The 26,937-nt window shown below is 72.6% G+C and carries 21 protein-coding genes and 1 pseudogene; 13 read left to right on the plus strand and 9 right to left on the minus strand.

Translation table 11 applies throughout. The annotated features are described in order from the left end of the window. Nucleotides 1–192: 192 nt before the first annotated feature. The 5 genes from ACWC97_RS19630 (at nucleotide 193) to ACWC97_RS19650 (ending at nucleotide 7,226) form a co-directional block, all read left to right on the plus strand. Nucleotides 193–1,200, plus strand: coding sequence for a hypothetical protein (locus ACWC97_RS19630; protein WP_392279860.1), 1,008 nt, complete (start codon nucleotides 193–195; stop codon nucleotides 1,198–1,200). A 94-nt stretch (nucleotides 1,201–1,294) separates the two neighbouring features. Beyond that, complete coding sequence (locus tag ACWC97_RS19635) at nucleotides 1,295–2,824, plus strand: amino acid permease (RefSeq protein WP_385213633.1); 1,530 nt, start codon at nucleotides 1,295–1,297, stop codon at nucleotides 2,822–2,824. Between the two features lie 180 nt (nucleotides 2,825–3,004). Beyond that, complete coding sequence (locus ACWC97_RS19640) at nucleotides 3,005–4,117, plus strand: substrate-binding domain-containing protein (RefSeq protein WP_450650560.1); 1,113 nt, start codon at nucleotides 3,005–3,007, stop codon at nucleotides 4,115–4,117. Between the two features lie 170 nt (nucleotides 4,118–4,287). Further along, complete coding sequence (locus tag ACWC97_RS19645; protein WP_450650562.1) at nucleotides 4,288–5,328, plus strand: hydroxyacid dehydrogenase; 1,041 nt, start codon at nucleotides 4,288–4,290, stop codon at nucleotides 5,326–5,328. Beyond that, nucleotides 5,325–7,226, plus strand: a complete 1,902-nt coding sequence (locus ACWC97_RS19650; RefSeq protein WP_450650564.1) for a DUF2264 domain-containing protein — start codon at nucleotides 5,325–5,327, stop codon at nucleotides 7,224–7,226. Before ACWC97_RS19645 ends, ACWC97_RS19650 begins: the two co-directional genes overlap by 4 nt. A 49-nt stretch (nucleotides 7,227–7,275) precedes the next feature. On the opposite strand, the gene ACWC97_RS19655 is transcribed toward ACWC97_RS19650, so the two are convergent. The 6 genes from ACWC97_RS19655 to ACWC97_RS19680 form a co-directional block, all read right to left on the minus strand. After that, nucleotides 7,276–7,908 carry a LutC/YkgG family protein gene (locus tag ACWC97_RS19655; RefSeq protein ID WP_352274419.1) on the minus strand — a complete coding sequence of 211 codons (633 nt, stop codon included), beginning with the start codon at nucleotides 7,906–7,908 and terminating at the stop codon, nucleotides 7,276–7,278. Further along, nucleotides 7,905–9,446 (minus strand): lactate utilization protein B, encoded by a 1,542-nt coding sequence (locus tag ACWC97_RS19660; RefSeq protein ID WP_385213647.1) that lies wholly within the window; start codon nucleotides 9,444–9,446, stop codon nucleotides 7,905–7,907. The genes ACWC97_RS19655 and ACWC97_RS19660 overlap by 4 nt, the downstream gene beginning before the upstream one ends. Next, complete coding sequence (locus ACWC97_RS19665) at nucleotides 9,443–10,210, minus strand: (Fe-S)-binding protein (RefSeq protein ID WP_352274417.1); 768 nt, start codon at nucleotides 10,208–10,210, stop codon at nucleotides 9,443–9,445. The genes ACWC97_RS19660 and ACWC97_RS19665 overlap by 4 nt, the downstream gene beginning before the upstream one ends. A gap of 152 nt (nucleotides 10,211–10,362) precedes the next feature. Next, nucleotides 10,363–11,109 carry a FadR/GntR family transcriptional regulator gene (locus tag ACWC97_RS19670; RefSeq protein WP_352274416.1) on the minus strand — a complete coding sequence of 249 codons (747 nt, stop codon included), beginning with the start codon at nucleotides 11,107–11,109 and terminating at the stop codon, nucleotides 10,363–10,365. Nucleotides 11,110–11,228: 119 nt separating this feature from the next. Next, on the minus strand, nucleotides 11,229–12,278 hold the full coding sequence (locus ACWC97_RS19675) for a S66 family peptidase (protein ID WP_352274415.1): 1,050 nt from the start codon (nucleotides 12,276–12,278) through the stop codon (nucleotides 11,229–11,231). A gap of 68 nt (nucleotides 12,279–12,346) precedes the next feature. Beyond that, nucleotides 12,347–13,126 carry a crotonase/enoyl-CoA hydratase family protein gene (locus tag ACWC97_RS19680; protein WP_450650567.1) on the minus strand — a complete coding sequence of 260 codons (780 nt, stop codon included), beginning with the start codon at nucleotides 13,124–13,126 and terminating at the stop codon, nucleotides 12,347–12,349. Between the two features lie 92 nt (nucleotides 13,127–13,218). Here ACWC97_RS19680 and ACWC97_RS19685 point away from each other — a divergent pair, with 92 nt between their 5' ends. After that, on the plus strand, nucleotides 13,219–14,121 hold the full coding sequence (locus ACWC97_RS19685; protein WP_450650569.1) for a DUF2510 domain-containing protein: 903 nt from the start codon (nucleotides 13,219–13,221) through the stop codon (nucleotides 14,119–14,121). Between the two features lie 87 nt (nucleotides 14,122–14,208). Next, nucleotides 14,209–14,520, plus strand: coding sequence for a hypothetical protein (locus ACWC97_RS19690; protein ID WP_352274412.1), 312 nt, complete (start codon nucleotides 14,209–14,211; stop codon nucleotides 14,518–14,520). A 66-nt stretch (nucleotides 14,521–14,586) separates the two neighbouring features. Here ACWC97_RS19690 and ACWC97_RS19695 read toward each other — a convergent pair whose 3' ends face one another. Next, nucleotides 14,587–15,216 (minus strand): class I SAM-dependent methyltransferase, encoded by a 630-nt coding sequence (locus ACWC97_RS19695; RefSeq protein WP_450650571.1) that lies wholly within the window; start codon nucleotides 15,214–15,216, stop codon nucleotides 14,587–14,589. Between the two features lie 484 nt (nucleotides 15,217–15,700). Here ACWC97_RS19695 and fusA point away from each other — a divergent pair, with 484 nt between their 5' ends. After that, nucleotides 15,701–17,779, plus strand: a complete 2,079-nt coding sequence (gene fusA / locus ACWC97_RS19700) for an elongation factor G (protein ID WP_450650572.1) — start codon at nucleotides 15,701–15,703, stop codon at nucleotides 17,777–17,779. Nucleotides 17,780–18,003: 224 nt separating this feature from the next. Here the strand turns inward: fusA and ACWC97_RS19705 are convergent. Continuing rightward, nucleotides 18,004–18,414 (minus strand): annotated as a pseudogene (locus tag ACWC97_RS19705) (RNA polymerase sigma factor); the annotation flags it as partial. Between the two features lie 373 nt (nucleotides 18,415–18,787). Between ACWC97_RS19705 and ACWC97_RS19710 the strand changes: the two are divergent. From ACWC97_RS19710 to ACWC97_RS19720, 3 genes are all read left to right on the plus strand, one after another. Continuing rightward, entirely contained in the window at nucleotides 18,788–20,155 is a 1,368-nt protein-coding gene (locus ACWC97_RS19710) for a GH1 family beta-glucosidase (RefSeq protein WP_450650574.1), read from the plus strand. Between the two features lie 14 nt (nucleotides 20,156–20,169). Continuing rightward, nucleotides 20,170–21,423, plus strand: a complete 1,254-nt coding sequence (locus ACWC97_RS19715; RefSeq protein WP_450650576.1) for an MFS transporter — start codon at nucleotides 20,170–20,172, stop codon at nucleotides 21,421–21,423. 195 nt (nucleotides 21,424–21,618) lie between these two features. Beyond that, entirely contained in the window at nucleotides 21,619–23,691 is a 2,073-nt protein-coding gene (locus ACWC97_RS19720) for a galactose-binding domain-containing protein (protein WP_352274407.1), read from the plus strand. Between the two features lie 24 nt (nucleotides 23,692–23,715). Here ACWC97_RS19720 and ACWC97_RS19725 read toward each other — a convergent pair whose 3' ends face one another. Beyond that, entirely contained in the window at nucleotides 23,716–24,372 is a 657-nt protein-coding gene (locus tag ACWC97_RS19725; protein WP_352274406.1) for a TetR/AcrR family transcriptional regulator, read from the minus strand. A 224-nt stretch (nucleotides 24,373–24,596) separates the two neighbouring features. Between ACWC97_RS19725 and ACWC97_RS19730 the strand changes: the two genes are divergently transcribed. After that, nucleotides 24,597–25,715 (plus strand): SPFH domain-containing protein, encoded by a 1,119-nt coding sequence (locus tag ACWC97_RS19730; protein WP_450650578.1) that lies wholly within the window; start codon nucleotides 24,597–24,599, stop codon nucleotides 25,713–25,715. A 14-nt stretch (nucleotides 25,716–25,729) separates the two neighbouring features. Further along, a complete protein-coding gene (locus ACWC97_RS19735) occupies nucleotides 25,730–26,842 on the plus strand; it encodes a hypothetical protein (protein WP_352274404.1) in 1,113 nt (370 codons plus the stop codon). Nucleotides 26,843–26,937: the final 95 nt, after the last annotated feature.

Below are 26,937 nucleotides of genomic sequence, written 5' to 3' on the forward strand. Positions count from 1 at the left end.
CTCGACCCCCCACGTTCCAGAGGATCGATGAAACCGAAACCCTGCCCCGCGCACCGCCCCACCGGCTCCCGCGCCTTCCGTGTCAGCACGGGCTGCATGCCACCACCGGGTTGCGTGACGTGCTGAGGAGATCTTTCGACCGTCGCGTTCCGGCCTGTGGTCCGGCCCGTCGTACGGGGGCGGGGCAGGTCCATGGGCAACAGTGATTTTCGGCCGGTCTACCATCCGGCCGGCCATGACAACGATCTGCGGGCCGCGTTACAGGATCTGCGCACCGGACGATGGATGTCCATGCGCAGCCTTCTGGAGAACACACCGGACTGGTCCCTGTGGACCCAGCGCACCCAGGTGCTCGGCGCGGTGGCCGCCGGTTCGGACGCCGTCCAGGCATGGCTGGCCGAGGATCCGCGGAGCGTCGCCGCCGCGGTGATGCAGGCGCGGGTCGTCGTCGAACGGGCGGTGCGCGCCCACCGCGAGGGCCACCACCGGGCCCGTGAGCTGTGGCAGGAGGCGTGGCAGGCCTGCCGGACGGCGGCGAACGCCTCGCCCGCGGACCCGGTGCCCTGGGTCTGCCTGCTGGCCCTGTCCCAACTGGACGAACAGCAGCAGCTGGAGGAGCACCGGCTGCATCCGCCGGGCCCGATGCTCTTCCCCGGCCCGTGGGGTCTGTTGGCGGAGGCCGACAAGCGCGATCCGTACAACCGCGAGGCGTACCACCGGATGCTCCAGTTCGTGTACGCGCGCAGGGCCGGCGGCTCCCTCTCCGAGGCGGTCAACTTCGTCCAGTGGGCGGCCTCTTCGGCCCCGGACGGCTCCGCGCTGCATGTACTGCCGCTCTATGTGCGGGTCGAGCGCTACCGCCGCGAGCAGGGCCACGAGAAGGCCCTCGACCTGCACTGGGTCACCGAGGACGCGGAGCGGGACGCGGCCCGTGCGCTGGAGCTCTGGTTCCACCGCACGGTTCCGCTCTCGCGCTCGCTGCTCGACCTCAACCATCTGGCCCACGCCCTGTGGGGCGCCCTCCAGTTCGCCGACGCGGCAGCGGTGTTCGAGGCGCTCGGCCCGTTCTTCACCTCGATCCCCTGGGCGTACCGCACCCGGGACCGCAAGGGCCCCGGGGACGCGGAGGAGGTCTTCCTCCGCGCCCGCGGCCGCTGCCTGACCGCACCCCGCACCCCCGGACGGGGGCCGCGCCGCTGAACGACGGCCCGGGGCCGCCGGATCCGCCCGGCCGCCCCGTACCCGTGACTTTTCCGCGCCCCCCGTTCCCGTACCGCTCATGGAGGTTTTCCCGATGTCCATATCCACCCCGGCCCGGTCGGGCGCGGAGCCCACACCGCCGAGGGACGAGGAGGAGCGGCTGCGCGAGCTGGGCTACCAGCCGGTGCTCGCCCGCCGGATGGGGGGCTTCGGCAACTTCGCCATCAGCTTCTCCGTCATCTCGATCCTGTCCGGCTGCATGACCCTCTACGGCTTCGGCATGTCGACCGGTGGTCCGGCCGTGATGCTCTGGGGCTGGGTCGGTGTCGGGCTCTTCGTTCTCTGCGTCGGCATGGCGCTCGCCGAGGTCACCAGCGCCTACCCGACCTCGGGCGCGCTGTACTACATGGCGGACCGGCTGGGCGGGCGCAAGTGGGGCTGGTACACCGGCTGGCTGAATCTGCTCGGTCTGCTGGGTGCGATCGCGGGCATCGACTACGGCGCCGCGCTGTTCACCGGCGCGTTCATGAACCTGCAGTGGGGGTTCACCCCCACCCCGGGGAAGACGATGGTCATCTTCCTCTGCATCCTGCTGCTGCACGCGACGCTGAACCTGTTCGGCGTCCGCCTGGTCAGTGTGCTGAACTCCATCAGCGTGTGGTGGCACCTGGCCGGCGTCGCGGTGATCGTCGTCGTGCTCGCGGTGGTGCCCTCGCACCACCAGTCGCCGTCGTTCGTCTTCACCGAGTTCGTCAATGACACGGGCTGGCAGAACCCGCTGTACGTGGCGGCGATCGGTCTGCTCCTCGCCCAGTACACCTTCTGCGGGTACGACGCCTCCGCCCACCTGTCGGAGGAGACGTCGAACGCCTCCGTGACGGCCGCCAAGGGCATCGTGCGGGCGATCTGGGTCTCCTGGATCGCCGGTTTCGTGCTGCTCGCCGGGCTCACCTTCGCCATCCAGGACTACGCGGGCACCCAGAACAGCCCCACCGGGGTCCCGCCGGCCCAGATCCTGATCGACGCGCTGGGCACCTCCGGGGCCACCGCGCTGCTGCTGATCGTGATCGCGGCACAGCTGTTCTGCGGAAACGCCGAGGTCGCCGCCGCGAGCCGGATGGTCTTCGCCTTCAGCCGCGACAACGCGCTGCCCGGTTCGGCGCTGTGGCGCAAGGTGAGCGCCAGCACCCAGACGCCGGTCAACGCGGTGTGGCTGTCGGTCGCCGTCGCCGCGGTGCTGGCGCTGCCGTCGCTGTACTCCGCCACCGCGTACGGCGCGGTCACCGCGATCAACGTCATCGGGATCACGCCCGCCTACGCGATCCCGATCTTCCTGAAGCTGCGTTCCGGCCACCGGTTCGAGCGCGGGCCCTGGCACCTGGGGCGGTGGAGCAAGCCGATCGGCTGGATCGCCGTGGTGTGGGTGGCCATCGTGACCGTGCTGTTCCTGCTGCCGCAGTCCTCCCCGGTGACGGTCGACTCGATGAACTACGCCTCGATCGCGCTGATCGCGGTGCTGGTGCTGGCCACCGTGTGGTGGTTCGTCGCCCGCCGCTCGTACAGCACGCCCTCGGCGTACGGGAACGCCCGCGAGCAGGCGGAGATCGAGGAGGGCATCGTCTGACCCGGGGGTCCGCCGTCGGGGCGCCGCGCCGTCCCGGCCTCCCCCTGAGCTCTCTCCGGCCCTTCCGGCCCGGCGCCCCGACGGGCGGCGGTCCGGGAGGGCCGCTCGCTATGCTGCGGGCCGGACGCCACCGAAGCGTTCAAACGAACAGCGCGACGGTACGGCGAGGGGGCCAGCAGCATGCGGGAGCCGGTGGAACTGAGGCGGCGGCGGATCCTGTCCGTGGTGGAGTCGCGCGGCGCCGTCCGGATCGCCGTGCTCGCGGCCGAGCTGGACGTCTCGGTGGTCACGGTCCGGCGGGACGTCGAGGAGCTGGCCCGGTCCGGCCGGCTGCGCCGGGGGCACGGGGTGGCCCGCCCGGTCGGTGATCCGGTGGCGGCCGCGACCGCCCCGGCACGCCGCGACGGGGAACCGTCCCCGGACGCCGGGGCGGTCGCCCTGGTCGTGCCGGAGCGGCACTCCTATCTGTACGAGACCCTGCACGGCGCCCGGTCCGCCCTGAAGGAGGCCGGGATACGGATCGCCCTGCACATCGCTCCCCCGCCACCCGGGGCCGAACGCCCCCTGGTGGAGCGGGCGTTGGCGGAGGGGGCGCGCGGGCTGCTGATCGCCCCGCGCTGGCCCGGCGCCCGCGCGGAGGAACGGGACCACGACTGGCTGGCCGAGGTGGGGGTGCCCACGGTGCTGATGGAGCGGCGTCCCCGGCCGGGCAGCAGGCTGCACGCCCTGGACTCCGTCTGTTCCGACCACTGGTACGGGACGCATCTGGCCGTGGAGCACCTGGTCGCGCTGGGGCACCGCCGGATCGTGCTGGCCGCCCGCGACGACAGCCCGACGGCGCGCAGCGTCCGCGCCGCGTTCGCCGAGATCGCCCGGGCCCGCCCGGAGGTGACGGACTGGACGGTGGTGCTGAGCTCGCCCGAGGGCGCGGCCGACGGCCGGGGCGACGCACCCGATCTCGCCGCGCTGCTGCGGGAACGGGGCGCCACGGCAGCGGTGCTGCACGGCGACGTGGACGCGCTGATGCTGGTCCAGCGGCTGGCGGAAAGCGGGATCGAGGTGCCCCGGGACTGCTCGGTGGTGGCGTACGACGACGGGGTCGCGGCGCTCGGGAGCCCGCCGCTGACGGCGGTGGCGCCGCCCAAGGCGGAGATCGGCCGGGCCGCGGCCGAGTTGTTGCTGCTCCGGTTGTCCCGGGCCGCCGGGGCGACCGGTCCGGTGCGTCGGACGGAGCTGCTGCCGGCCCTGGAGGTACGGGGGTCCACCCGGGCCATGGCGCCCGCCACCGAATGATCGTTTGACCGCTTTATTTTCTCTTGATCGATCTATTGACCAGTTCCGGTCGGCCGATCAGGATTTCCCTGAGCCGTTCCAGCGGCCGCGGGAGGTGTACCCGCCCGGTCGGCGAAGCCGCCGAACCGTGCCCGGAGCCCCGGCCGTCCGCACCTCCCACCAGGAGAGAGATGCCCCACCCCGCAACCGGAACCCCGGCCGCCCGCCACCGGCCGCGCGCCGCCTTCGCCATGCGGCCCGCCGCCGCGGCCGCGCTGCTCGACGGACCGGCCCTGGCCGCGCTCGGCGCGGTGTGCGAGCCCGCACCGCTGCCGGTGCTCGACGACTTCACCACCGACCGGGCCCGTTCCGTGCTCGCCGAAACCGAGATCCTGATCACCGGCTGGGGCTGCCCGCCGATCGACGAGGAGGCCCTGGCCTCGGCGCCCGGCCTGCGCGCGGTGGTCCACACCGCGGGCAGCGTCCGCGGCCACGTCACCGAGGCGTGCTGGGAACGCGGCATCGAGGTCTCGTCGGCCGCCGCCGCCAACGCCCTGCCGGTCGCCGAGTACACCGTCGCGATGATCCTGCTCTCCGGCAAGCGCGTCCTGGAACGGTCCCACGACTACCGCACCCTGCGCCGCCGCGAGAACTGGCTGGAACTTCCCGGCCACATCGGCAACTACGGCCGCACCGTGGGCATCCTCTCCGCCTCGATGATCGGCCGCCGCGTCATCGAACTGCTGCGCCCCTACGACCTGCCGGTGCTGCTGCACGACCCGTACGTCTCCGAGGCGGAGGCCGCGGAGATGGGGGTCCGCCTCGTCGGGCCGGCCGAACTCTTCGAGCGGAGCGACGTGGTGAGCGTCCACACCCCGCTGCTGCCCGCCACCCGCGGGCTCGTCAGCCGGGAACTGCTCACCTCGATGCGCCCGGACGCCGTGCTCCTGAACACCGCGCGGGGCGCGGTCGTCGACCAGGACGCGCTCGTCGACGTACTCCGCGAAGGCCGTGTCCGGGCCGTCCTCGACGTCACCGACCCCGACGAACTGCCCGCCGCGCACCCGCTCTGGGAGTGCCCGGGCGCCCTGATCACCCCGCACCTCGCCGGTTCCCAGGGCAACGAGCTGCGGCGGCTGGTCGACCTGGCGGCCGCCGAGACCGGCCGCTGGGCCGCGGGCGACGGCTTCGCCCACCCCGTACGACGCGAAAGGCTGGCGTTTCTCGCATGACCGCCGCACACCCGACCTCCCCCATCGAACTCCCCGCCGAGGACCGGGTGTCGAGCCCGCACACCGGCTACACCCGGGCCCACTGGGAGGCCGCCGCCGACGGACTGCTGCGAGCCGCCTGGCAGTGGGCCACCCCGGGCGGCGCCCTGCTGGACCTGCCGGGCCGGCCGTCCTCGTCCGGGGTGCGCTCCGACGGCCTGGAGGGGTACGCGCGCACCTTCCTGGCCGCCGCGTTCCGGGTGGCGGGCGCGGAGGGCGGCGACCCGCACGGCTGGCTGGGCCGGTACGCGGACGGGCTGGCCGCCGGGACCCGTACCCCCGGCCGGGAGGACGCCGAGTCCTGGCCGCTCATCCGCGACCACGGCGTCTTCGGCCAGCCCATGGTCGAGTCCGCCTCGGTCGCCATCGGGCTGCGGCTGACCCGGCCGTGGCTCTGGGACCGGCTGGACGACGGGGTGCGGGACCGGACGGAGGCATGGCTGCGCGACGCGCTGCGCCATGTCCCCTCCCCCAACAACTGGTACCTGTTCCCGTACTCCGTGGCCGGGTTCCTGGAGTCCGTGGGCCGGGGCGACGCCCTGACCGCGCGGGCCAGGGAACGCGCCCTGGAGCTGATGGAGGGCTGGTACCGGGGCGACGGCTGGTACGCGGACGGCGACGGCCGGGCCTTCGACCACTACAACGGCTGGGCGCTGCACCTGTATCCGGTGCTGGACGCGTACCTGTCGGGCGACGCGGAGCTGTCCGCGCGCTACGGGGACCGGCTGCGCGAACACCTGGCGGGCTTCTCGCTGACGTTCGGCGGCGACGGCGCGCCGATCCACTTCGGCCGCTCGCTGACCTACCGGTTCGCGGCCGCCTCCTCGGTCGCGCTGGGCGCCCTCACCGGGCACACCCCGCTCACGCCCGGTGTCTCGCGGCGGCTGGCCAGCGGTGCGCTGCGCTACTTCCTGGACCGGGGCGCGACGGGCACGGACGGGCTGCTGAACCTGGGCTGGCACGGCCCGCACCAGGCCTCGTTGCAGAGCTACTCGGCGCCCGCGTCGCCGTACTGGGCGTCCAAGGCGTTCGTCGCGCTGCTCGCCCCGCAGGGGCATCCGCTGTGGACGGCGACCGAGGAACCCGCGCCGAGCGAGGGGCCCGACCGCGTCCTCGCCCTGCCCGCGCCGGGACTGCTCGTCCAGTCGACCGGCGCCGACGGGATCGTACGGCTGCACAACCACGGCAGCGACCATGTGCGCGTGCACGAGGGCGAGGGGCAGGTCCAGGACGACCCGCTGTACAGCCGCCAGTCGTACTCCACGGTGACCGGCCCCACGGCCGCGGGCAACGCCGCCGACAACCATCTGGCCGTGGTCGTCGCCGGGGCGCGCAGCGAGCGCCGGATCGTCCGGGCGCTGGGCGCCGGCGGGGGCGACGGCTGGGGCTGGGCCGCCTCCTGGCACTGTCCGGTCTTCACCTCGGGCTCGCCGATGGTGCCGGGGCTGCGGGTCGAGAGCGTCACGGTGGCGCGCGGCCGTTACGAGCTACGGGTGCACCGGGTGAGCGGCGCCCCGGACGGGGCCCTGGTGGAGCAGACCGGCTGGGCGACCGGCCGCGACGACGGCCTCGTCTCCGCCCTGCACGGGCTGCACGGCTGGGAGTCCCACGACGCGGTCCGGGCCCCGCAGGGCACCGCGTACACACCCTGGGCGGTGGTGCCCCGGCTGTCGGCGCCCGCCGGGGGCACGGCCGTGCTGGTCGCGCTCGCCTCGCTGTCCGCGGAGGCCGACGCGGCGCCGCTCGACGGGGTCGTGAGCGATGTGGTGGTGGACGGGGACACCGTGGAGGTGCGCTGGGCCGGGGACGGGGCGACCACCCGGATCGGCTTCGCGCCGGTGGCCGTCACGCACGGCTGAGCGCCGGGGTGCGCGGCGCGCGGGCGCCGCGCACCCCTACGGCTCCGTCCTACGCGTCGGTCCGGACGACCACGGCGAGGGTGCGCGGTCCGTGCACCCCCTCCACCCGCTCCAGTTCGATGTCGGAGGTGGCCGAGGGTCCGCTGATCAGCGTCGTCGGCCGTTCCGGCACCAGCCGGGCGACCGCCTCCGGCACCCCCGCCTCGACGGCCGACAGGTCGACGACGCACACATGCAGGTCCGGGACGAGGGTCAGGGCCCGCCGCCCCTGGTCCGGCGAGCCGTCCAGGAAGATCGTGCCGGTCTCGGCGCAGCCGACGGCCGAGGCGGTGAGCACCCCGTCCAGTTCGTCGAGCCGGGGGGCCGGGACGTCGGCGGAGTCCCGCCGGACCTCCCCGTCGTACGCGTCCAGCCAGCCCGGGTCGAGGCCGGCTGGCACCCCGATCCGCCGCGCCCCGCGCTCGGCCAGCACCTCGGCGACGACCTGGGCGGTGCGGTCGGCGGTGCAGGGGTGCACGGTGGCCCTGTAGTCGACGAGCCGGTCGGTGAAGAGGGCCAGGCGTTCGTCGTCGGGGAGGGTGCGGCCGGTGCGGTAGGCGCGCTCCACGGTGGTCCGCGGTGCGGGGGCGAGTGCGAGGGCGTCCTTGATCCGGCCCAGCACGGTGTCGCGAGCGGTCGTCACTTCCCCTCCTCCTCTTCCTTCTTCTTCCGGTACTCGGCCTCGGCGGCCCGCATCGTCGCGCCGCCCTCCGGCGACGCCAGCCAGGAACGGAAGGTCTCCTTCGGGGGCGCGGCGATGTCCCGGCTCTCGCTCCAGCCGTCGAACGGCGGGGGCAGATGGGAGATCCTGCCGTCCCGTCCGGCGATGACCCGCCCGATGCCGCCGCCCTTCTGCGCGGCCGTGAAGAGCTTCGGATGCTTCATGACGGTGGCCGCGGCCTTCATGGCCAGCTTCTCCGCCGTCGTGCCGGACTGCTCGGTGCTCTGGTGGCGGAGTTCGACCAGCAGCGACGGGATGTCGATCTTGACCGGGCAGGCGTCGAAGCAGGCGCCGCAGAGGCTGGAGGCGTACGGCAGCGAGCTGTTCGGGTCGTTCTTGGCCGCGTGCATCCCGGCGAGCTGCGGGGTGAGGACCGCGCCGATCGGTCCGGGGTAGGTCGATCCGTAGGCGTGGCCGCCGGCCCGCTCGTACACCGGGCAGACGTTGAGACAGGCCGAGCAGCGGATGCAGTTGAGCGCCTCGCGGCCGATCCGGTCGGCGAGCGCCGCGGTGCGTCCGTTGTCGAGCAGGACCAGATGGAAGTCCTGCGGCCCGTCGCCCGGGGTGACGCCGGTCCACATCGAGGTGTACGGGTTCATCCGCTCCCCGGTGGAGGAGCGCGGCAGCAGCTGGAGGAAGACCTCCAGGTCCTGGTAGCGCGGCAGCACCTTCTCGATGCCCATGACGGTGATCAGGGTGTCGGGCAGGGTGAGGCACATCCGGCCGTTGCCCTCGGACTCCACGACGGCGAGGGTGCCGGTCTCGGCGATGCCGAAGTTGGCGCCGGAGACGGCCACCTTGGTCGTCATGAACTTCTCGCGCAGATAGGCGCGGGCGGTGGCGGCCAGATGGGCGGGCACGTTGTCCAGGCCCGGGTCGACGCCGGGGATCTCCTTGAGGAAGATCTGCCGGATCTCGTCGCGGTTGCGGTGGATCGCGGGGACCAGGATGTGCGAGGGCTTGTCGTGCGCGAGCTGGACGATGAGTTCGGCGAGGTCCGTCTCGTACGGGGTGATACCGACCGATTCGAGGTGCTCGTTGAGGCCGGTCTCCTGGGTGGCCATCGACTTGACCTTGATGACCTCGCGGCTGCCGGTGGCCCGGACAAGCCGGGCGACGATCTCGTTGGCCTCGGCGCCGTCGCGGGCCCAGTGGACGGTGCCGCCGCGCTCGGTGACCTTCCGCTCCAGCTGTTCCAGCAGTTCGGGGAGCCGGTTCATGGTGTCGGTCTTGATGGCCGAACCCGCCGTGCGCAGCTCCTCCCAGTCGGGCAGCTCGGCGGTGACGTGGAGGCGTTTGGCGCGGATGGTGCGGGTGGCGCGGCCGAGGTTGCGGCGGAGCTGTTCGTTGCGCAGTTCGTCGTGGGCCGCCTTGGGGAACGACCGGTCGCCGCGGAGGTTGCCCGTTCCGTACGGGGAGCGGGGCGGGGTCGCGGGCATGCCGAGGAAGGTGCTGCTCATCGGACGGCCTCCGTGGGGACGTACGGCGAGGTGCGGGTGGCGGCGAGGATCTGGGCGAGGTGGAGGGTGCGGGTGCCCGACCTGATCCGGGAGAGTCCGCCGCCGATGTGCATCAGGCACGAGGAGTCGCCCGCGGTGCAGACGTCGGCCTCGGTGGCGGAGATGTTACGCATCTTGTCCTGGAGCATGGCGGTGGAGGTGTCGGCGTTCTTGACCGCGAAGGTGCCACCGAAGCCGCAGCAGGAGTCGGCCTCCGGGAGCTCGACCAGATCGATCGAGTCGACGGCCCGGAGCAGCTTCAGCGGCTTGTCCCCGACCCGCAGCATCCGCAGCGAGTGACAGGTGGGGTGGTACGTCACCCGGTGCGGGAAGTACGCGCCGACGTCCTCGACGCCCAGCACGTCCACCAGCAGCTCCGACAGTTCGTACGTCTTGGCCTTGACGGTGGCGACGCCCGCGCGCAGCGCCGCGTCCCCGTACCGCTCGGCGACGATCTCGTGCTGGTGGCGGACCGATCCGGCGCACGATCCGGACGGCATGACGACGGCGTCGAACGAGGCGTCGCCGAACTGCTCGGCGAAGTTCCGCACCAGGGGTACGGGTTCGCGCTGGTAGCCGGTGTTGACATGCATCTGGCCGCAGCAGGTCTGCTCCGGCGGGAACACCACGTCGTGGCCCAGGCGGGCGAGCAGGACCGCGGTCGATTTCACCGCCTCGGGGAAGAGTGTGTCTCCCAGACAGGTGGCGAAGAGTCCGATGCGCAAGGGTCTCTCCGTTCGCTACGTCGATTTTATGGTCAGACCATACTAGCCTCAGTCCGGAAAACGAAGACGCGACGCCACCGACCTCATGCCAGAAGTCATGAACCTGACAACAATGGCACCGGCCCGCCCGAGCCGGCCCCCTCAGGAACCCGCTAGGAATCCGCTTCGTCCCGCCCCGGGTTCTCGTCGACCAGCGTGCCGTGGAGACTCCGGATGTGCCGCTCGACCAGGTCGGCGGCGGCCGGGCCTCGGCCCGCGCCCAGCAGGCGCAGCAGTTCGGCGTGCTCGGCGTTGAGCGCGGCCGCCGTGGCCGGCCAGTCCTCCGCCGCCTCCAGCGCCCTCAGGATCAGCGGCCGCACCGATTCACGGACGGCGGAGGTGAGCGTGGAGGTCAGCTCGTTGCCGGAGCTGCGGGCGATGTGCACATGGAACCGGGTGTCCAGGTCGTTGAACTCCGCCACCGCCACACCCGGCTTCCCCATGGCCTCGACGAGTGCCCGCGCCTCGTCGAGATCCTGCGGGGAGGCGTGCCGGGCGGCGGCCTCGAAGCTGGACCGCTCCAGGACGACGCGCGCCTCCAGGACGTCCTCCAGGCTGTAGCTGCCCAGCGCGAAGTGGAGCCGGAGCAGCCGTCCGAGCGCGCCGTCCGGGTTGCGGACGATCCGCGCCCCGGCATCCGGCCCCCGGCCCGGCTGGGCGACGAGCACACCGATGGTCTCCAGCACCCGCAGCGCCTCGCGCAGCGCGGACCGGCTGACCCCGAGCACCGGCGCGAGCTCGCGCTCGGGCGGCAGCCGGTCACCGGCCTTCAGCTCACCGGCGAACACCCGCTCCTCGATGCTCTGGAGCACCAGCTCATGCGTACGGGACTGCCGTACGGGTTGCCACTCGACGGGCATCGCGCACCCCCTGCCTCGACCGGATCACCCGGTCGCCCTCGCCTCCGCCACCCGGTCTCCCACTATGTCACACACCCGATATGGTCGGACCAAAGACGGAGGGCGGCCGGGCCCGGCCGTCAGTAGGTGACGACGATGCGGCGCCCCACCCCGTCCACCTCGATCTGCCCGCCGTAGGGGATGACCAGCTGCGGGTCGGTGTGGCCGAGGTCGACGTCGAGGACGGCCATGGTGTCCGGGGCGTACTCGGCCAGGGCACGCAGGACCGCCTCGTGCTGCTCCGCGCGGTACCGCTTCCCTTCCTCGGCGTCCAGCGGCCGCTCGAACGACCAGTCCTTGGCGCGGCCCATGAGGAGGGCGGGGAACTGTGCGAGCAGACCGCGCTCCCCCATGTTGCGCAGGATCCGGTAGACCTCCACCGCCGGGGGCAGCTCCTCGCTCGTCTCCAGGAACAGCACCCGGCCCGCGTAGCTCTCCACCGGACCGATCTCCCGGTCGGCCATCAGCAGCCAGGACACGATCACCACTTCCCCGCCCCAGCTCGCCCCCTTCACCGTCCGGCCCTCGGCGTTGTGCCAGATCCAGCCGTCGCAGGGGCGCGTCTCGGGTTCGGACTCGAAGGTCTCCGGGTCCTCCCAGCGGCGGTCCGTCGTCTTGGTCTCCTTCGCCGGGGAGAGCTCGAAGGGGCCGCTGGTGAAGAGTGCGGCCCGCAGGGCGTCGGTGGTCAGCGGGTGCATCGCGCCGGGGCGCCCGTACTCGCACATCACCGTCCCGCCGTGGTAGCCGACGATGCCCAGGCGGTCGAGGAGGACCAGCAGGTTGGTGTTGTCGCTGTACCCGAAGAAGGGCTTGGGGTTGGCGCGCAGCAACGCGCGGTCGAGGTGAGGCAGTACGGTGATCTGGTCGTCGCCGCCGATGCTGGAGATCACGGCCTTGATGTCCGGGTCGGCGAAGGCGGCGTGGATGTCGGCGGCTCTCTCCTGCGGGGTCGAGCCCATCTTCCGCGTCGTCGGATACTCGACGGGGACGAGCCCGAACTCCTCGCGGAGCCTGCGCAGTCCCAGCTCGTAGGGGCGGGGCAGGATGCCGGGGAGGCCGGAGGACGGGGAGATGACTGCGACACGGTCACCGGGGCGCGGCTTGGCCGGGTACGTACGGGTGATCGACATCCACCGATCCTAGGAGCCGGGCACGGAACCGTCGCGAGAATTTCCGCCCACCCGTGCCGCCCGGTCGCTCAGTCGTCGAACGAGCCGTGCCGGCCCGCCCCGTCGCCGAAGCGCTCGGCCCCGGCCAGCGTCTCGCCCGCGTTCAGCGGCACCGTCCCGTGCCGGAACTCCGCGGCCAGCGCCTCCTGTTCGCCCAGCCCCCACTGCTCGTACACCGAGAGCCGGTCGTGGCGCAGGCACAGTTGGGGGAAGGCGGCGAGCTCCCGCGCCAGCTGCTCGGCCGCCGCACGTGCCCCGCCGGGCGGGACGATCCGGTTGGCGAGCCCCATGGCGTACGCCTCCGGGGCCGGGACCGGCCGCCCGGTGAGGATCATGTCCATGGCCCGGCTCTCCCCGATCAGCCTCGGCAGCCGTACCGTGCCGCCGTCCACCAGCGGCACGCCCCAGCGGCGGCAGAAGACCCCGAACACCGCGTCCTCCTCGGCCACCCGCAGATCGCACCAGAGCGCCAGCTCCAGGCCGCCCGCGACCGCGTGACCGGAGACGGCCGCGACGACCGGCTTGCCCAGCCGCATCCGGGTGGGCCCCATCGGCCCGTCGCCCCCGGCCCGCACCGTGTTGCCGCGCTCCGTGCCGATGCCCTTCAGGTCGGCGCCCGCGCAGAAGGTCCCGCCCTCGCCCCACAGCACGGCGACGGAGGCGTCCGGGTCGGCGTCGAACGCGCGGAAGGCGTCGGCCAGGAGCTTCGCCGTCGGCCCGTCGACCGCGTTGCGCACCTCGGGCCGGTTCAGGATCACGGTGAGGACGGCGCCGTCGCGCTCGATCCGTACCGGCGGCTGTTCACCCATCGTTCGGCCTCCCCTGGGGACGGTACGGGCCGGCGGCGAGGACCGCCGGGCGGATTCATGAGATTCTCACGCAATCGCTCTACGGTGGGGGCGTGACCGAGACAAGCCCGCCCGGCTGGCATCCAGACCCCGGGTACACAGGAATTGGCCCCGTCCACGAACGCTGGTGGGACGGTACCCGGTGGACCGACCACCTCCGGGTGCCGCCCGCCGCGGCCCGGCGCCGCCGGACCCGTATCGCGCTGGGCGTCACCGCCGCCGTGGTGGCCCTCGCCGCCGTGGCGGGCGGCGTCCTCCTGCTGTCGGACACCTCGGACGGCCGGAACGACCGCGCGGACCGGACCCCGTCCACCGCGCCTTCGGACGGCCGCCACCGCGGACCGGACGGACAGGGCGGACAGGACGGTCGGGGCGGCGGCGAGAACCGGGGCCAGGAGAAGGGCCTGCCGCAGACCGAGGACGGTTACGCCACGGACCTGATGAGCGGGATCGGCCTGCCGGTGCCGGACGGCTGGCAGGGCACCTCCGGGGTCGGCGGCGCGGGCGTGACCACGGGCGAGTACCCCTGCCCCGGCAAGCCCTCCGAGCAGTGCGTGCGCGGCGGGGTGTTCTCCATGCCCGCGAAGTCGCTGAAGCTCGACACCACGACGGCGAAGGCCACCGCGCTCAAGGACATCACGGCCAATGCCTCGGAGTCGTACGGCGAGGAGATCTACGGCGGCATCACCTCGCACGAGGAGCTGAAGTCCGAGGCGGTCACCGTCGCCGGGGAGCAGGGCTATCTGGTGCGCTGGAAGGTGGTGACGAAGAACGGCGACGACGGCTACGTCCAGTCGCTGGCCTTCCCCTCGCCCCGCTCCAAGGAGCTGCTGATCGTGGTCCGGTCCGGTTTCGACATCAGCGCCGAGGCACCCGCGCTCTCCGTGATGGACGACATCACGAAGGGGATCAAGGCCGTCTCGGGCAGGGGCTCCGGCCCCGGCACCAACGCGTAGCGGAGCCCGGGTCTGAGTACCCGGGCGGTGCGGTCCTGAGTACCCGGCCCGATCCGCCGCGGCACGGTCGCCGGTCGAATGGGGGTCATGCTTCCCGACACACCGCCGCACGCCCGCATCCGCCACGTCACCTCGGCCGGCACCACGCTGGCGCTGTCCCTGGCCCCCGTGGTGATCGGTGTCCTCCTCGCCAAGAGCATGGCCATGGACCCGATGTCGCCGGTGAGCGCCCTGGTCACCCGGGGCGGCCAGGGCGTCCCGCTCTCGCCCGCGCAGTTGCGCGGCTGCGGCAGGCAGGCGCTGCGCGACTGGAGGACGCCGCTGACCGGGACTTCGGGGCGGTGGTGCTCCGCGGCCCGGCGCCCCCTCCGTCGGCGGCCCGCGTCGGCCGGGCGCTGAACGGTCGGTCCCGCCGGACGGAGGAAACCCCGAAGGGCCTGACGCCCGCCCCGCCCGGGGCCGGTGTCAGGCCCTTCGGCAGTGCAGGAACAACTGGGGCTCGGCCGAGGCTCCTTCGTACTCCGGGGTGAAGATCGTGCTCTGCTCCCAGAGGACCGTGAAGCCGGCCCCGGTGACGAGCTCGGTGAACTCCTCCGGGCCGAAGCTCGTGGCCCGTACCCGCTGCCCCATGAAGACGACGTCGACGTCCTCGACGTCCAGCGGCACCGTGGCCACGACCAGGTGGCCGCCGGGCACCAGCAGCCGGGCGAGCTTCCGCAGCAGCCGGGACTGGTCCGCGCGCGCCATCTGGAGCAGCGAGAAGTACGCGCAGGCGGCGTCGAAGCTCTGTTCCTCCAGGGGCAGTCGGAGGATGTCGGCACAGGTGAAGGACGCACCGGGCACATTACGGGCCGCGAGTTCGACCATGACGGGCGACACGTCGACCCCGTGCACCTCGTGACCGGCCTCGGACAGGACCTGGGCGGTGGGTCGCCCCGTGCCGCTGCCGACGTCCAGGACCCGGCCGTGCGGCACGAGGTCGTCCAGCAGCCTTCGCAGCGAGGCGTGGTGGGCGGCCGACCGGCCGAACGCCCGCTCGTAGTCGGCGCCCAGCGCGTCGAACACCGTGGCGGCGGGGCCGCGTGCCTCGTCCATCGTTGTGGTTCCTTCCTCTTTCCCCTGCGGTCCCCCGGATCGTTCCATCATGGGCCGACGCATTCAACGCCCGTTCGACCGGCGGGACATGGGCCGGACGTGAACCGGACATGAGTCGGGAAAATCGATTCCTCGCGGGCCTGGCGCCTCACTACACTCACCGCACATCGCCCGCCGCGACCATGCCGCGGCGCGCACCGTGACCAGTGAGGGGAGAAAGGCCGTGCGTCACCACACCACCGCCGTCGTCCCCCCGTCGCGGTACGAGGTGTTCCTGGTGTCTCGGTGCGCCCGGTGCGGGCCGCGCGGCCCGCTCCGGATCTCCTGACGGACACCCTGCCCTCCTCGCCGCCGCCCGCCGCCACGGCCGGGCCGCGGCCCGTCGGTGCCCCGCACCGGCGCGGGGTCCCGGCCCGATGACGGGCCGGTCCGTCCGGCAATCGCGCACCCTTCCGTTCCGGATCACTCCGAAAGGCCATGGGCCGTGCGTACCGAACTGCACCGTCGACCCACCAGTCCGCTCACCGCCGTCCGCAACCTGGGCATCCTCGCCCACGTCGACGCGGGCAAGACCACCGTCACCGAGCGGATCCTGTACCTCACCGGCGCCGTCCACAAACGGGGCGAGGTCCACGACGGCACGACCGTCACCGACTTCGACCCGCAGGAGCGCGACCGCGGGATCACCATCTTCGCGGCGGCGGTGAGCTGTTCCTGGGACGGGCACCGGATCAACCTGCTCGACACCCCGGGCCATGTGGACTTCTCCGACGAGGTGGAGCGTTCGCTGCGGGTGCTCGACGGGGCCGTCGCGGTGTTCGACGCCGTCGCGGGCGTCGAGCCGCAGAGCGAGTCGGTGTGGCGGCAGGCGGACCGGCACGGTGTGCCGAGGATCGCGTTCGTCAACAAGCTGGACCGTGCCGGGGCCGACCTCGACACCGCGGTCGCGTCGATCAGGGACCGGCTGCACACCGTTCCGCTCGCGGTCCAGCTGCCGATCGGGGCCGAGGACGGCTTCACCGGGGTGGTCGACCTGCTGCGCATGCGGGCGCTGGTCTGGGCCGACGGGGCCGACGGCTTCGAGGAGGGCGTGGTGCCTGAGGAGTTGCGTGCCGAGGCGTTGCGGCGCAGGAGGCTGCTGGACGAGGCGGTGGCGGAGCTCCATCCGGCGGCGCTGGAGGAGTTCTGCGCGGGGGCGTCGCTCTCCGAGAGGACGCTGCGGGGCGCGCTGCGCGATCTGACCCGTACCGGGGAGGCCGTGGTGGTGCTGTGCGGCTCGGCCTACCGCAACCGCGGGATCGAACCACTGCTGGAGGCGGTCGTGGCCTACCTGCCCTCGCCGCTGGACGTTCCGCCGGTGCGCGGCACGCTGGGCGACGCGGTGCAGGAGCGGGCCGCCGATCCGTCGGCACCGTTCGCGGCGCTGGTGTTCAAGGTCAACTCGACGGCCACGGGACGGCTGACGTTCCTGCGGGTCTACTCGGGCACGGTCCGGAAGGGGGACACGGTGCTGGACGCGGCGGTACGGCGCCACGAGCGCGTCGGGCGGATCCTGCGGGTGCAGGCGGGGCGGCACACGGACGTGGACACGGCGGTGGCCGGGGACATCGTCGCGGTGATCGGGCTCAAGGCGGCCCGCGCCGGGGCCACGCTCTGCGCGCCCTCGGCCCCGCTGGTGCTCGAACCGCCCTCCGCCGCCGCCCCGGTGGTCTCGGTGGCGGTCGAGGCGCGGCGGAGCACCGACACCGAACGGCTGGTGACGGCGCTGGCGCGGATCGTCGAGGAGGACCCCTCGCTGACGGTCCGGACCGACCCCGAGACCGGTCAGACGGTGCTGTCGGGGATGGGAGAACTGCATCTGGAGGTCGCGGTGGAGAAGATCCGGCGCGCGCACGAGCTGGAGATCGGCGTCGGCCGGCCGCAGGTGGCGTACCGGGAGACGGTGGCCCGCGGGGTCTCGGGGCTGGTGTACCGGCATGTGAAGCAGGACGGCGGGGCGGGCCAGTTCGCCCATGTCGTCCTCGACGTCGAGCCGTTGGAGGCCGGGGACGGGGACGGCGGCGAGGCCGGTTTCGCGTTCCGGTCCACGGTCGTCGGCGGCCGGGTGCCGCAGGAGTACGTCCGGGCGGTGGAGGCGGGCTGCCGGGACGCGCTGGCCGAGGGCCCCCTCGGCGGGCATCCGGTGACCGGGGTGCGGGTCACACTGACCGACGGGGCGACCCACTCCAAGGACTCCTCGGAGATGGCGTTCCGCACGGCCGGCCGGTTCGCGCTCCGCGAGGCGCTGCGGGCGAGCGCGATGGTGCTGCTGGAGCCGGTGGCGGAGGTCACCGTGACGGTGCCCGACGACGCCGTGGGCGGGGTGCTCGGCGATCTGGCGGCCCGGCGCGGCCGGGTCTCCGGCCAGACCGCCCGTTCGGGTACGGCGGTGCTCACGGCGACCGTGCCGCTGGCGGAGCTGTTCGGCTACGCGACCCGGCTGCGCAGCCGGACCCAGGGGCGCGGCACCTTCACCTCCCGCCCCACCGGCTATGCCCCGGCCCCGGTGGCACCGGGCCGGTAGCCGACGGCCGGGCCGGTCCTTCCCGTACGCGGGCGGGACCGGCCCGGGCCGCCCCCGGGAACGTCGGGGCTCGATGAGGATGCCGCGGACACCTGGTGCGAGGGGTGGCGTGTGGAGGCTCGTTCTCGTCCCTTCGCGTTGGAGCTGTCTGGTTCTCATTGTTTCCGGGGCCCACAGCCATTTTCGTGGCCGGACTCCTCAATGATCAGCACGCAGTGGGGCGGGACGCACAGGGCCAGAACCTCCCGCTCGGGGCGGCGCAGCAGCGTCAACGCCTGGCGCACGGAGTCCAGTTCGCGGCCGCTGTCGAGCCGAGACACCGATTCGTCCGCGAAGTCCGCGGCCTTCTCCGTCGCGGGCCGCCGGGCCAGGAAGGCGATCCGCCGACGCAGGCCCCGATTGGTGTTGCGCGCCTTGTTGGTGGCGATGCCCCACAGCCACGGCCGCAGCGACCAGCCGTGCGGCTCGACCTTCTCCCGGCTGCGCCAGGCCTCCAGGAAGGTGTCGGACACCACCTCCTCCGCCGTCGACCAGTCACCGGTCAGCCGGAAGGCGTGGTTGTAGACGCCTCTGGCGTGTTCCTCGTAGAGGTCGGCGAACGCCTCTCTGCCACCTGCTCGTATGCGCTCGCGCATGAATGCCTCTCCGTCCGGCTGCTCCTCGCGTCCCCTTCCTCTCCGCGGCCGCCCGCCCGTTGCGGTGACCCGCGTCACATCGTGAGCGCATGCCCCTGAAAGCACCTGGACGGCCCGCGCCCGTAGCGGCGTCCGCGCGGGCGCTCGCGCCGCTTCCCGGCCACCCCGGCCCGGCCCACCGGAGGGCGTCCCGTCCCGGTCCTGCCGACCCATAGAACATGAACGCACGTTCATGTTACGGTGCGGCCCACCTCGGGCGGCGTGCCCCGGCCACGGAACGCCGCCCCCGGGCCGCCGGTCGGCGGAGTTCCGGAGCCATGCGCGGACGGCCGGATCCGGACGGCCCGCATCTCACCCATGAAGGCAGGCGCCAGTGACGACGAGTTCCACCGATGCCACCCGCTCCCCCCGGCTCCCGGCCGGCTTCGTCTGGGGTGCGTCGACCGCCGCGTACCAGATCGAGGGCGCGGCCGAGGCGGACGGAAAGGGGGCATCCATCTGGGACACCTTCGTGCGGCGCCCCGGGGCCGTGCGCGACGGTCACACCGGCGACACCGCCTGCGACCACCACCGCAGGTTCGAGGAGGACGTCGCGCTGATGCGCCGCCTCGGGCTCGACGCCTACCGGTTCTCCCTCTCCTGGACCCGGGTGCTGCCGGCTGGCGCGGGCCGGGTCGAGCCGCGCGGACTGGACTTCTACGACCGGCTGGTCGACTCCCTGCTCGACGCCGGGATCGAGCCCACGCCCACCCTGTTCCACTGGGACCTGCCGCAGGCCCTGGAGGACGGGGGCGGATGGCTGAACCGCGAGACCGCCCACCGGTTCGCCGAGTACGCGGCCGTGGTCGCCGAGCGGCTGGGCGACCGCGTCGCGCGGTGGATCACCCTGAACGAGCCCTTCGTCCACATGTCCTTCGGCTACGGATTCGGCGTCCACGCCCCCGGCCACGCGCTGATGCTGGACGCACTGCCCGTGGCGCACCACCAACTGCTCGGCCACGGCCTCGCGACCGCGGCGCTGCGGGCCGCCGTGCCGAACGCCCAGGTGCTGATCGCCAACAACTGCACCCCCGTCCGGCTGCGCCCCGACGCCCGGCGGGACGAGGACGTGGCGGCCGCCCACGCCTACGACGTGCTGCACAACCGTCTCTTCAACGACCCGATCCTGAACGGGAGTTATCCGGACCTCTCGGCCTACGGCATGACCGACGGCAGCTGGGGAGGCGTGGTGCGCGACGGTGACCTCGCCACGATCTCCGCTCCGCTGGACGGACTGGGCGTCAACTACTACAACCCCACCTGGGTGACCGCCCCCGCCGATCCCGCCGCCGCACTCCCCTTCGACCTGGCCGAGCCCGCGGAGCCGTACGAGCGGACCGCGTTCGACTGGCCGGTGGTCCCGGACGGGCTGACGGAGCTGCTCACCGGCCTCCAGGACCGCTACGGCGACCGTCTTCCGCCGATGTGGATCACCGAGAACGGCTGCTCCCAGCCGGCCGGACTGCACGACCGGGCGCGCATCGACTACCTCGCCGGGCACATCGCCGCGATCGCCCGCGCCGTCGACCTCGGGGTGGACGTACGCGGCTACTTCACCTGGTCGCTGCTCGACAACTTCGAGTGGGCCGAGGGCTACCACCAGCGCTTCGGCCTGGTCGAGGTCGACTTCTCCACCGGTCGCCGCACCCCCCGGGACAGCTTCGGGTGGTACCGCGACCTGATTGCCTCCCAGCGGTCCTGAGCGACGGAGTCGCCATGCCCCACGCCTCCGCGGCGGACGCCGCCGTCTTCGCCGAGCCCACCGCCCCGGTCAGGGCCGGCTGGACGGCGCACCTCTCGCTGGCCACGCTCGCCGTCTTCATGGCGTTCATGACGCCCATCCAGATCTTGCTGCCCCTTCAGCTGGAGCACATCGACCCACAGGGCAAGAACGGCGCGCTCTCCCTGGTCACCGGCCTCGGTGCACTCGTCGCCGTCGTGACCAACCCGCTCGCCGGGGCGTGGTCGGACCGCACCACCGGCCGTTTCGGCCGCCGCCGGCCCTGGATCCTCGGCGGCGGCCTGGCCGGGGCGGCGGGCCTGGTGTTCACCGCCGGCCAGCACACCGTGGCCGGGGTCGCCGTCGGCTGGTGCCTCGCGCAGGCGGGCCTGAACGCCATGCTGGCCGGGGTCACCACCCCGATCGCCGACCGCGTGCCGCTCGCGCAGCGCGCCCAGGTGTCCGGCTGGACCGGCCTCATGCAGTCCTTCGGCCTCGTCCTCGGCGCGCTGCTCACCACCCAGCTGATCACCGGCGTCCGCTCCGGCTACGGCCTGCTCGCCGTACTCACCGTCGCGCTCGCGCTCCCCTTCGTACTGCGCCACTCCGAGCCTCCCCTGCCCCGGGAACTGCGCCCCGCGCTCGACGTGCGCACCTTCGTCCGCTCGCTGTGGGTGAGCCCCCGGAAACACCCGGACTTCGGCTGGGCCTGGCTCACCCGCTTCCTGATCAACCTCGGCAACGCCCTCGGCACCCTCTACCTGTTCTACTTCCTCGCCGACGCGGTCCACTACGGCGACCCCGGCACCGGGGTGCTGATCCTCACGGTGGTCTACACGCTCTGCGCGGCGCTCACGGCCGTCCCCGCCGGTGCCCTGTCCGACCGTGCCGGGCGCCGCAAGGTCTTCGTCGTCCTGTGCTCACTGGTCATGGCCGTGGCGGCGGTGGTGCTCGCCCTGTTCCACACCTGGCCCGCCGCCCTCGCCGCCGCGGCCGTCCTCGGTGCCGGCTACGGCGTCTACCTCGCCGTCGACCAGGCCCTGGTCACGCAGGTCCTGCCCGACGCCGCCGACCGCGCCAAGGACCTCGGCGTCATCAACATCGCCAACTCGGGACCGCAGGTCCTCGCACCCGCCCTCGCCGCACCCGTCATCGCCCACCTCGGCGGCTACACCGGCCTCTACACCGCCACCGCCCTCGTCACCCTCGTCGGCGGCCTCCTGGTCCACCGGATCCGCGGCGTGGCATGACGGCGGTCGCGGGGCCGAGTCCCGGCACACAGGCAGTCGACGCTCGACGGACCGACAACCCGCCTCCGCGCAGCGCGAGTTCAAGAAAGATGAGAAATTCTCATCTTTCTTGAACCGGGCCATTGACTCCGTCGGCCGTGGTCACGATTCTGAACCCGCCAGTAACTTGAATGCGCATGTCAATCAAGGTGAGTGATGACCATGGTTCGACCCCCACGCCGCAGGCTCGGCTCCCTCACGGTGGTGTCACTGCTCCTGGCCGTGATGGCCCTGGTGCTCGGCCCGCTGCCCAGCTCCGCGGCGGAATCCGATCCGGGCTGGTGGAACCCGACCGCGCGGCCCGCGCCCGACTCCCGCATCGACGTGACGGGCGAACCCTTCAAGGGCACCGACGCCCAGGGACGCGTACGGGGCTTCGTCGACGCCCATGACCACATCATGTCCAACGAGGGCTTCGGCGGCCGGCTGATCTGCGGCAAGCCGTTCTCCGAGCAGGGCGTCGCCGACGCGCTCAAGGACTGCCCCGAGCACTACCCCGACGGCTCGCTCGCCATCTTCGACATGATCACCAAGGGTGGCGACGGCAAGCACGACCCCGACGGGTGGCCCACCTTCAAGGACTGGCCCGCCCACGACTCGCTGACCCATCAGCAGAACTACTACGCCTGGATCGAACGGGCCTGGCGCGGCGGCCAGCGGGTGCTGGTGAACAACCTGGTCACCAACGGCGTGATCTGCTCCGTCTACTTCTTCAAGGACCGCGGCTGCGACGAGATGGCCGCCATCCGCCTCGAAGCCAAGAAGACGTACGACATGCAGGCGTTCATCGACACGATGTACGGCGGCCCCGGCAAGGGCTGGTTCCGGATCGTCACCAGCAGCACGCAGGCCCGCCAGGTCGTCGAGCAGGGCAAGCTCGCCGTCGTCATGGGCGTCGAGACCTCCGAACCGTTCGGCTGCAAGCAGATCCTGGACGTCGCGCAGTGCAGCGAGCAGGACATCGACCGCGGCCTGGACGAGCTGCGCGGGCTGGGCGTGAGCAGCATGTTCCTGTGCCACAAGTTCGACAACGCCCTGTGCGGGGTGCGCTTCGACTCCGGCGCCCTCGGTACGGCGATCAACGTGGGCCAGTTCCTGTCGACCGGCACGTTCTGGAAGACGGAGGACTGCCGCGGTCCGCAGCACGACAACCCCATCGGCAACGCGACGGCGTCGGAGGCGGAGAGCCGGCTGCCCAAGGGGGTGGCCGTCCCCTCGTACGCCTCGGGCGCGCAGTGCAACACCCGCGGGCTGACCGATCTCGGCGCCTACGCCGTACGCGGCATGATGAAGCGTCACATGATGCTGGAACTCGACCACATGAGCGTCAAGGCCGCCGGTCAGGCCTTCGACATCCTCGAATCCGAGGCGTACCCCGGAGCCATCTCCTCGCACAGCTGGATGGACCTCGGCTGGACCGAGCGCCTCTACAAGCTGGGCGGGTTCGCCGCGCAGTACATGGGCGGCTCCGAGGGCTTCAGCGCGGAGGCCCGGCGCACCGAGGCGCTGCGCGAGAAGTACCAGGTCGGTTACGGCTTCGGCACCGACATGAACGGTGTGGGCGGCTGGCCGGCCCCGCGGGGTGCCGACACGCCGAACCCGGTGACGTACCCGTTCCGCAGCACCGACGGCGGCTCGGTGATCGACAAGCAGACCACAGGCGACCGCACCTGGGACTTCAACACCGACGGCGGCGCCCACTACGGCATGGTCCCGGACTGGATCGAGGACATCCGGATCGTCGGCGGCCAGAAGGTCGTGGACGACCTCTTCAAGGGGGCCGAGTCCTACCTGCGCACCTGGGGCAGCACCGAGAAGCACGCGTCCGGAGCCGATCTCGCTACGGGCGCGGCCGCCTCGGCGTCCACGACCCAGTGGTGGAACCCGTTCGTCGACTTCGCCGCGGGGAAGGCCGTGGACGGGGACAGGTCCACCCGCTGGGCCAGCGAGTGGAAGAACGACCAGTGGCTGAGGATCGACCTCGGCTCGGTGAAGCCGGTCAAGCGCGTCACCCTCGACTGGGAGGCGGCGTACGCGAAGGCGTACCGCGTCGAACTGTCGCAGGACGGCGAGGAGTGGCGGACGGTCTGGTCGACGACCGCCGGTGACGGCGGCCTGGACACGGCGTGGTTCGCCCGGACCCCGGCACGCTACGTGCGGATCCAGTGCGCGGAGCGCGGCACCGACTGGGGCTTCTCGCTCAAGGAGGTCGGCGTCCACAGCGACTGACGGCGAGCGGCTGACGGCCCCGGTTCACCCCTCGGCCGTCAGCCGCCCGGTCAGGTCGGCCCAGTAGGCGTTCAGCATCCGCTTGAGCTCGTCCACGGTCTCCGGATCCGGGTCGCCGTCGCCGCTGAACACCTCGTGCAGCACGGCGTTGGCGGCCCAGACCACCATCCGCGTCGCCCGCTCGACCCGCTCGCCGCCGGACGCGCCGGTCAGATGCTCCACGATGCGCCGCAGCCCCTCGGCGATGTACGCGTTGCTCGCCTCGTCGGCCCGTGCGAGCTCGGGGCTGAGATGGCGCCCGGCCCACAGGGCCGTGCCGCCCTCCTGGGACCGGAAGATCTCCGCGTAGCTGTCGACCATCGTGCCCACCGGATCGGTCAGCCCGCCCCGGAGGGCGCGCTCGACGAGTCCGTCGATGGCGGTCTTGAACGCGTCGAGGTAGCGCCGGCCGAGCGCGTCCACGACGGCGCTCTTGTCGGAGTAGAACTGGTAGATGCTGCCGACCGGCGTGCCCGCCTCCTCGGCGATCCGCCGCATCGTCAGCGCCTCGTACCCCTCCTGGGAGAGGATCCGGTCGGCCGCGGCGAGGACGGCCTCGACCCGGGCGCGGCTGCGTGCCTGCTGGGGCCGCCTCCTCAGCCGTGCCTGCGACGTCGACTGCGGTCCGCCTGCTTCCGTCACCTGCGCGCCCCCGGTCGTCCGATGACGCGAACGTAGCACGCGGCCGTGGGGCGGGCCGGGTGCGGCCCGTCCGGCGGCTCGGCGGCCGAAACGGCGTCCGGGACCGTCCGGCACCCCGTCCGAGCAGCGAGAACACCGAAGCGGCCCGGCCGGCTGTCGGTGCCGGTTGCTATCGTTCCCTGTCAGTTCGGAAGCGGGGCGCATCAGCGAGCGGGGGAAGTTCCATGGGGCTGTTCGACAGCATCCGCGGGGAATTCATCGACATCATCGAGTGGACCGACGACAGCCGGGACACCATCGTGTGGCGTTTTCCGCGCCACGACAACGAGATCAAGATGGGCGCCAAGCTCGTCGTCCGCGAGTCCCAGACCGCGGTCTTCGTCAACGAGGGCCGAATAGCGGACGTCTTCCAGCCGGGCACGTACACCCTGCAGACGCAGAACATGCCGGTGCTGTCCACGCTGAAGGGCTGGAAGTACGGCTTCGACTCGCCGTTCAAGGCCGAGGTGTACTTCGTCACCACCCGCCAGTTCACCGACATGAAGTGGGGCACGCAGAGCCCCGTCATCGTCCGCGACCCCGAGTTCGGCATGGTGCGGCTGCGGGCCTTCGGCGCCTACGCGGCGCGGGTCGTCGACCCGGCGGCGCTGCTGCGCGAGCTGGCCGGTACGGACCCGCAGTTCCGTACCGAGGAGGTGCAGCAGTACCTGCGCCGGCTGATCGTCGGGAAACTGGGCGGCGCGCTGGCCTCCTCGGGGGTGCCGATGCTGGATCTGGCGACCCAGCAGGAGGCCATCGGCGCCAGGCTCGCGGGGGTGCTCACCCAGGAGCTGCAGCCGGTCGGCATCGCCGTCCCCACGTTCGTCATCGAGAACATCTCGCTGCCGCCGGAGGTCGAGGAGGCCATCGACACCCGTTCCCGGATGGGCATCGCGGGCAATCTCGACCAGTACACCCAGCTCCGGGCGGCCGACGCGCTCGCCGCCGCCGCGAACACGCCCGGCAGCGGTGTCGGTGACGGCATGGGGCTGGGGCTCGGGATGGCCGCCGGGCAGCGGATGGCCGCCGGGCTCGCCCCGCAGCCCGCTGCCGCCGCCGCTCCCGTGCCTCCTACGGGCCCGCCGCCGCTGCCCGTGGCGGAGCAGTGGTTCCTCGGCGTCGACGGCACCCAGCAGGGGCCCTACGACCGGGCGGCGCTGGCCGGCCTGGTGAGCGCGGGCACCCTGACCCGGACGGTGCTCGTCTGGAAGGAGGGGATGTCCGGCTGGCTCCCCGCCGGACAGGTGCCCGACATCGGCGGGCTCTTCGGGGCCGTGCCCCCGCCGCTCCCGCCGCAGGGCTGAGGGGCGGTACGACGGTGGACACCGAAGAGCAGAGCGCCCGGGGCGGCGCCGGTTCCCGTTCCTACCCCTGTCCGGCGTGCGGCGCCGCGGTGGTGTTCGCGCCGGGCTCCGACGCCATGCACTGCCCGTACTGCGGTCATGAGCAGGCGGTGGCCGCGGCGGGGCGCGAGGTCCGCGAGCACGGCTTCGACGAGCTGGCCGCCCTGCCCGTCGCGGAGCGGAGCGCCCCGGCCGAGGGGACGCACACCTATGTCTGTCCGGGCTGCGGCGCCCACACCGAGAGCGACGCCCTCTCCCTGCGCTGCCAGTTCTGCGACACCGCGCTGGTCGCCGACGCCCCGGCCGCCGAGCGGGTGCGGCCGGAGGCCGTGCTCCCCTTCGGCCTGGACCGGGACGCGGCCCGGGAGGCGCTGCGCGCCTGGACCTCGTCCCGCTGGTTCGCGCCCTCCCGGCTGAAGAAGGTCGGCGAGGCGGAGACGTTCCGGGGCAGCTACCTGCCGCACTGGACCTACGACGCGCAGACGCTCACCCACTACCGGGGCCAGCGCGGCGACTACTACTACGTCACCGAGACCTACACCACCACCGAGAACGGCGAGACCGTCACCAAGACCCGCGAGGTGCGCCGGACCCGCTGGTCCCCCGCCTCCGGTACGGTCGGCCGCGCGTTCGACGACGTCCTCGTCGCCGGGACCACCCACGTCGGCAACGAGCAGCTCGACAAGCTCACCCCGTGGCCGCTGGAGGAGGCCAGGCCGTTTCAGGCGGAGTACCTGGCCGGGTTCCAGACCGTGCGGTACGACATCGAGCCCGAGGACGGGCTGGTGACGGCCAAGGAGCGGATGGCCACCGTCATCAGGTCCGACTGCCGGGCCGACATCGGCGGTGACGAGCAGCGGGTCAGCTCGCTGGACACGCACTACTCGGCGCTCACGTTCAAGCTGATGCTGCTGCCCGTGTGGTTCCTGACCTATCTGTACGCGGGAACCAGCTGGCAGGTCATGGTGAACGCCCGCACCGCCGAGGTCATCGGCGAACGCCCCTACAGCAAGGCCAAGATCGCCGCGGCGGTGCTGTGCGGGCTGGCCCTCGCCGCGCTGATCACCTTCCTGGTGATGCGCAGGTAGCGCGCCCCGGGGACAACGACCGGACAGGAGCCACGGACGGCAGCGGTGCCGTCCGTGGCTCTTGCCGTGATCCCGACGAGGACCTAGCATCCCCT

This window comes from Streptomyces sp. NPDC001108 (genome assembly GCF_053598535.1).

What these genes read in the sequence shown, in the direction of transcription:
- ACWC97_RS19630 (WP_392279860.1), top strand. Translation starts at nt 193, where the DNA reads ATGGGCAACAGTGATTTTCGGCCGGTCTACCATCCGGCCGGCCATGAC.
- ACWC97_RS19635 (WP_385213633.1), top strand. Translation starts at nt 1,295, where the DNA reads ATGTCCATATCCACCCCGGCCCGGTCGGGCGCGGAGCCCACACCGCCG.
- ACWC97_RS19640 (WP_450650560.1), top strand. Translation starts at nt 3,005, where the DNA reads ATGCGGGAGCCGGTGGAACTGAGGCGGCGGCGGATCCTGTCCGTGGTG.
- ACWC97_RS19645 (WP_450650562.1), top strand. Translation starts at nt 4,288, where the DNA reads ATGCCCCACCCCGCAACCGGAACCCCGGCCGCCCGCCACCGGCCGCGC.
- ACWC97_RS19650 (WP_450650564.1), top strand. Translation starts at nt 5,325, where the DNA reads ATGACCGCCGCACACCCGACCTCCCCCATCGAACTCCCCGCCGAGGAC.
- ACWC97_RS19660 (WP_385213647.1), bottom strand. Translation starts at nt 9,446, where the DNA reads ATGAGCAGCACCTTCCTCGGCATGCCCGCGACCCCGCCCCGCTCCCCG.
- ACWC97_RS19670 (WP_352274416.1), bottom strand. Translation starts at nt 11,109, where the DNA reads ATGCCCGTCGAGTGGCAACCCGTACGGCAGTCCCGTACGCATGAGCTG.
- ACWC97_RS19675 (WP_352274415.1), bottom strand. Translation starts at nt 12,278, where the DNA reads ATGTCGATCACCCGTACGTACCCGGCCAAGCCGCGCCCCGGTGACCGT.
- ACWC97_RS19680 (WP_450650567.1), bottom strand. Translation starts at nt 13,126, where the DNA reads ATGGGTGAACAGCCGCCGGTACGGATCGAGCGCGACGGCGCCGTCCTC.
- ACWC97_RS19690 (WP_352274412.1), top strand. Translation starts at nt 14,209, where the DNA reads ATGCTTCCCGACACACCGCCGCACGCCCGCATCCGCCACGTCACCTCG.
- ACWC97_RS19695 (WP_450650571.1), bottom strand. Translation starts at nt 15,216, where the DNA reads ATGGACGAGGCACGCGGCCCCGCCGCCACGGTGTTCGACGCGCTGGGC.
- ACWC97_RS19715 (WP_450650576.1), top strand. Translation starts at nt 20,170, where the DNA reads ATGCCCCACGCCTCCGCGGCGGACGCCGCCGTCTTCGCCGAGCCCACC.
- ACWC97_RS19720 (WP_352274407.1), top strand. Translation starts at nt 21,619, where the DNA reads ATGACCATGGTTCGACCCCCACGCCGCAGGCTCGGCTCCCTCACGGTG.
- ACWC97_RS19730 (WP_450650578.1), top strand. Translation starts at nt 24,597, where the DNA reads ATGGGGCTGTTCGACAGCATCCGCGGGGAATTCATCGACATCATCGAG.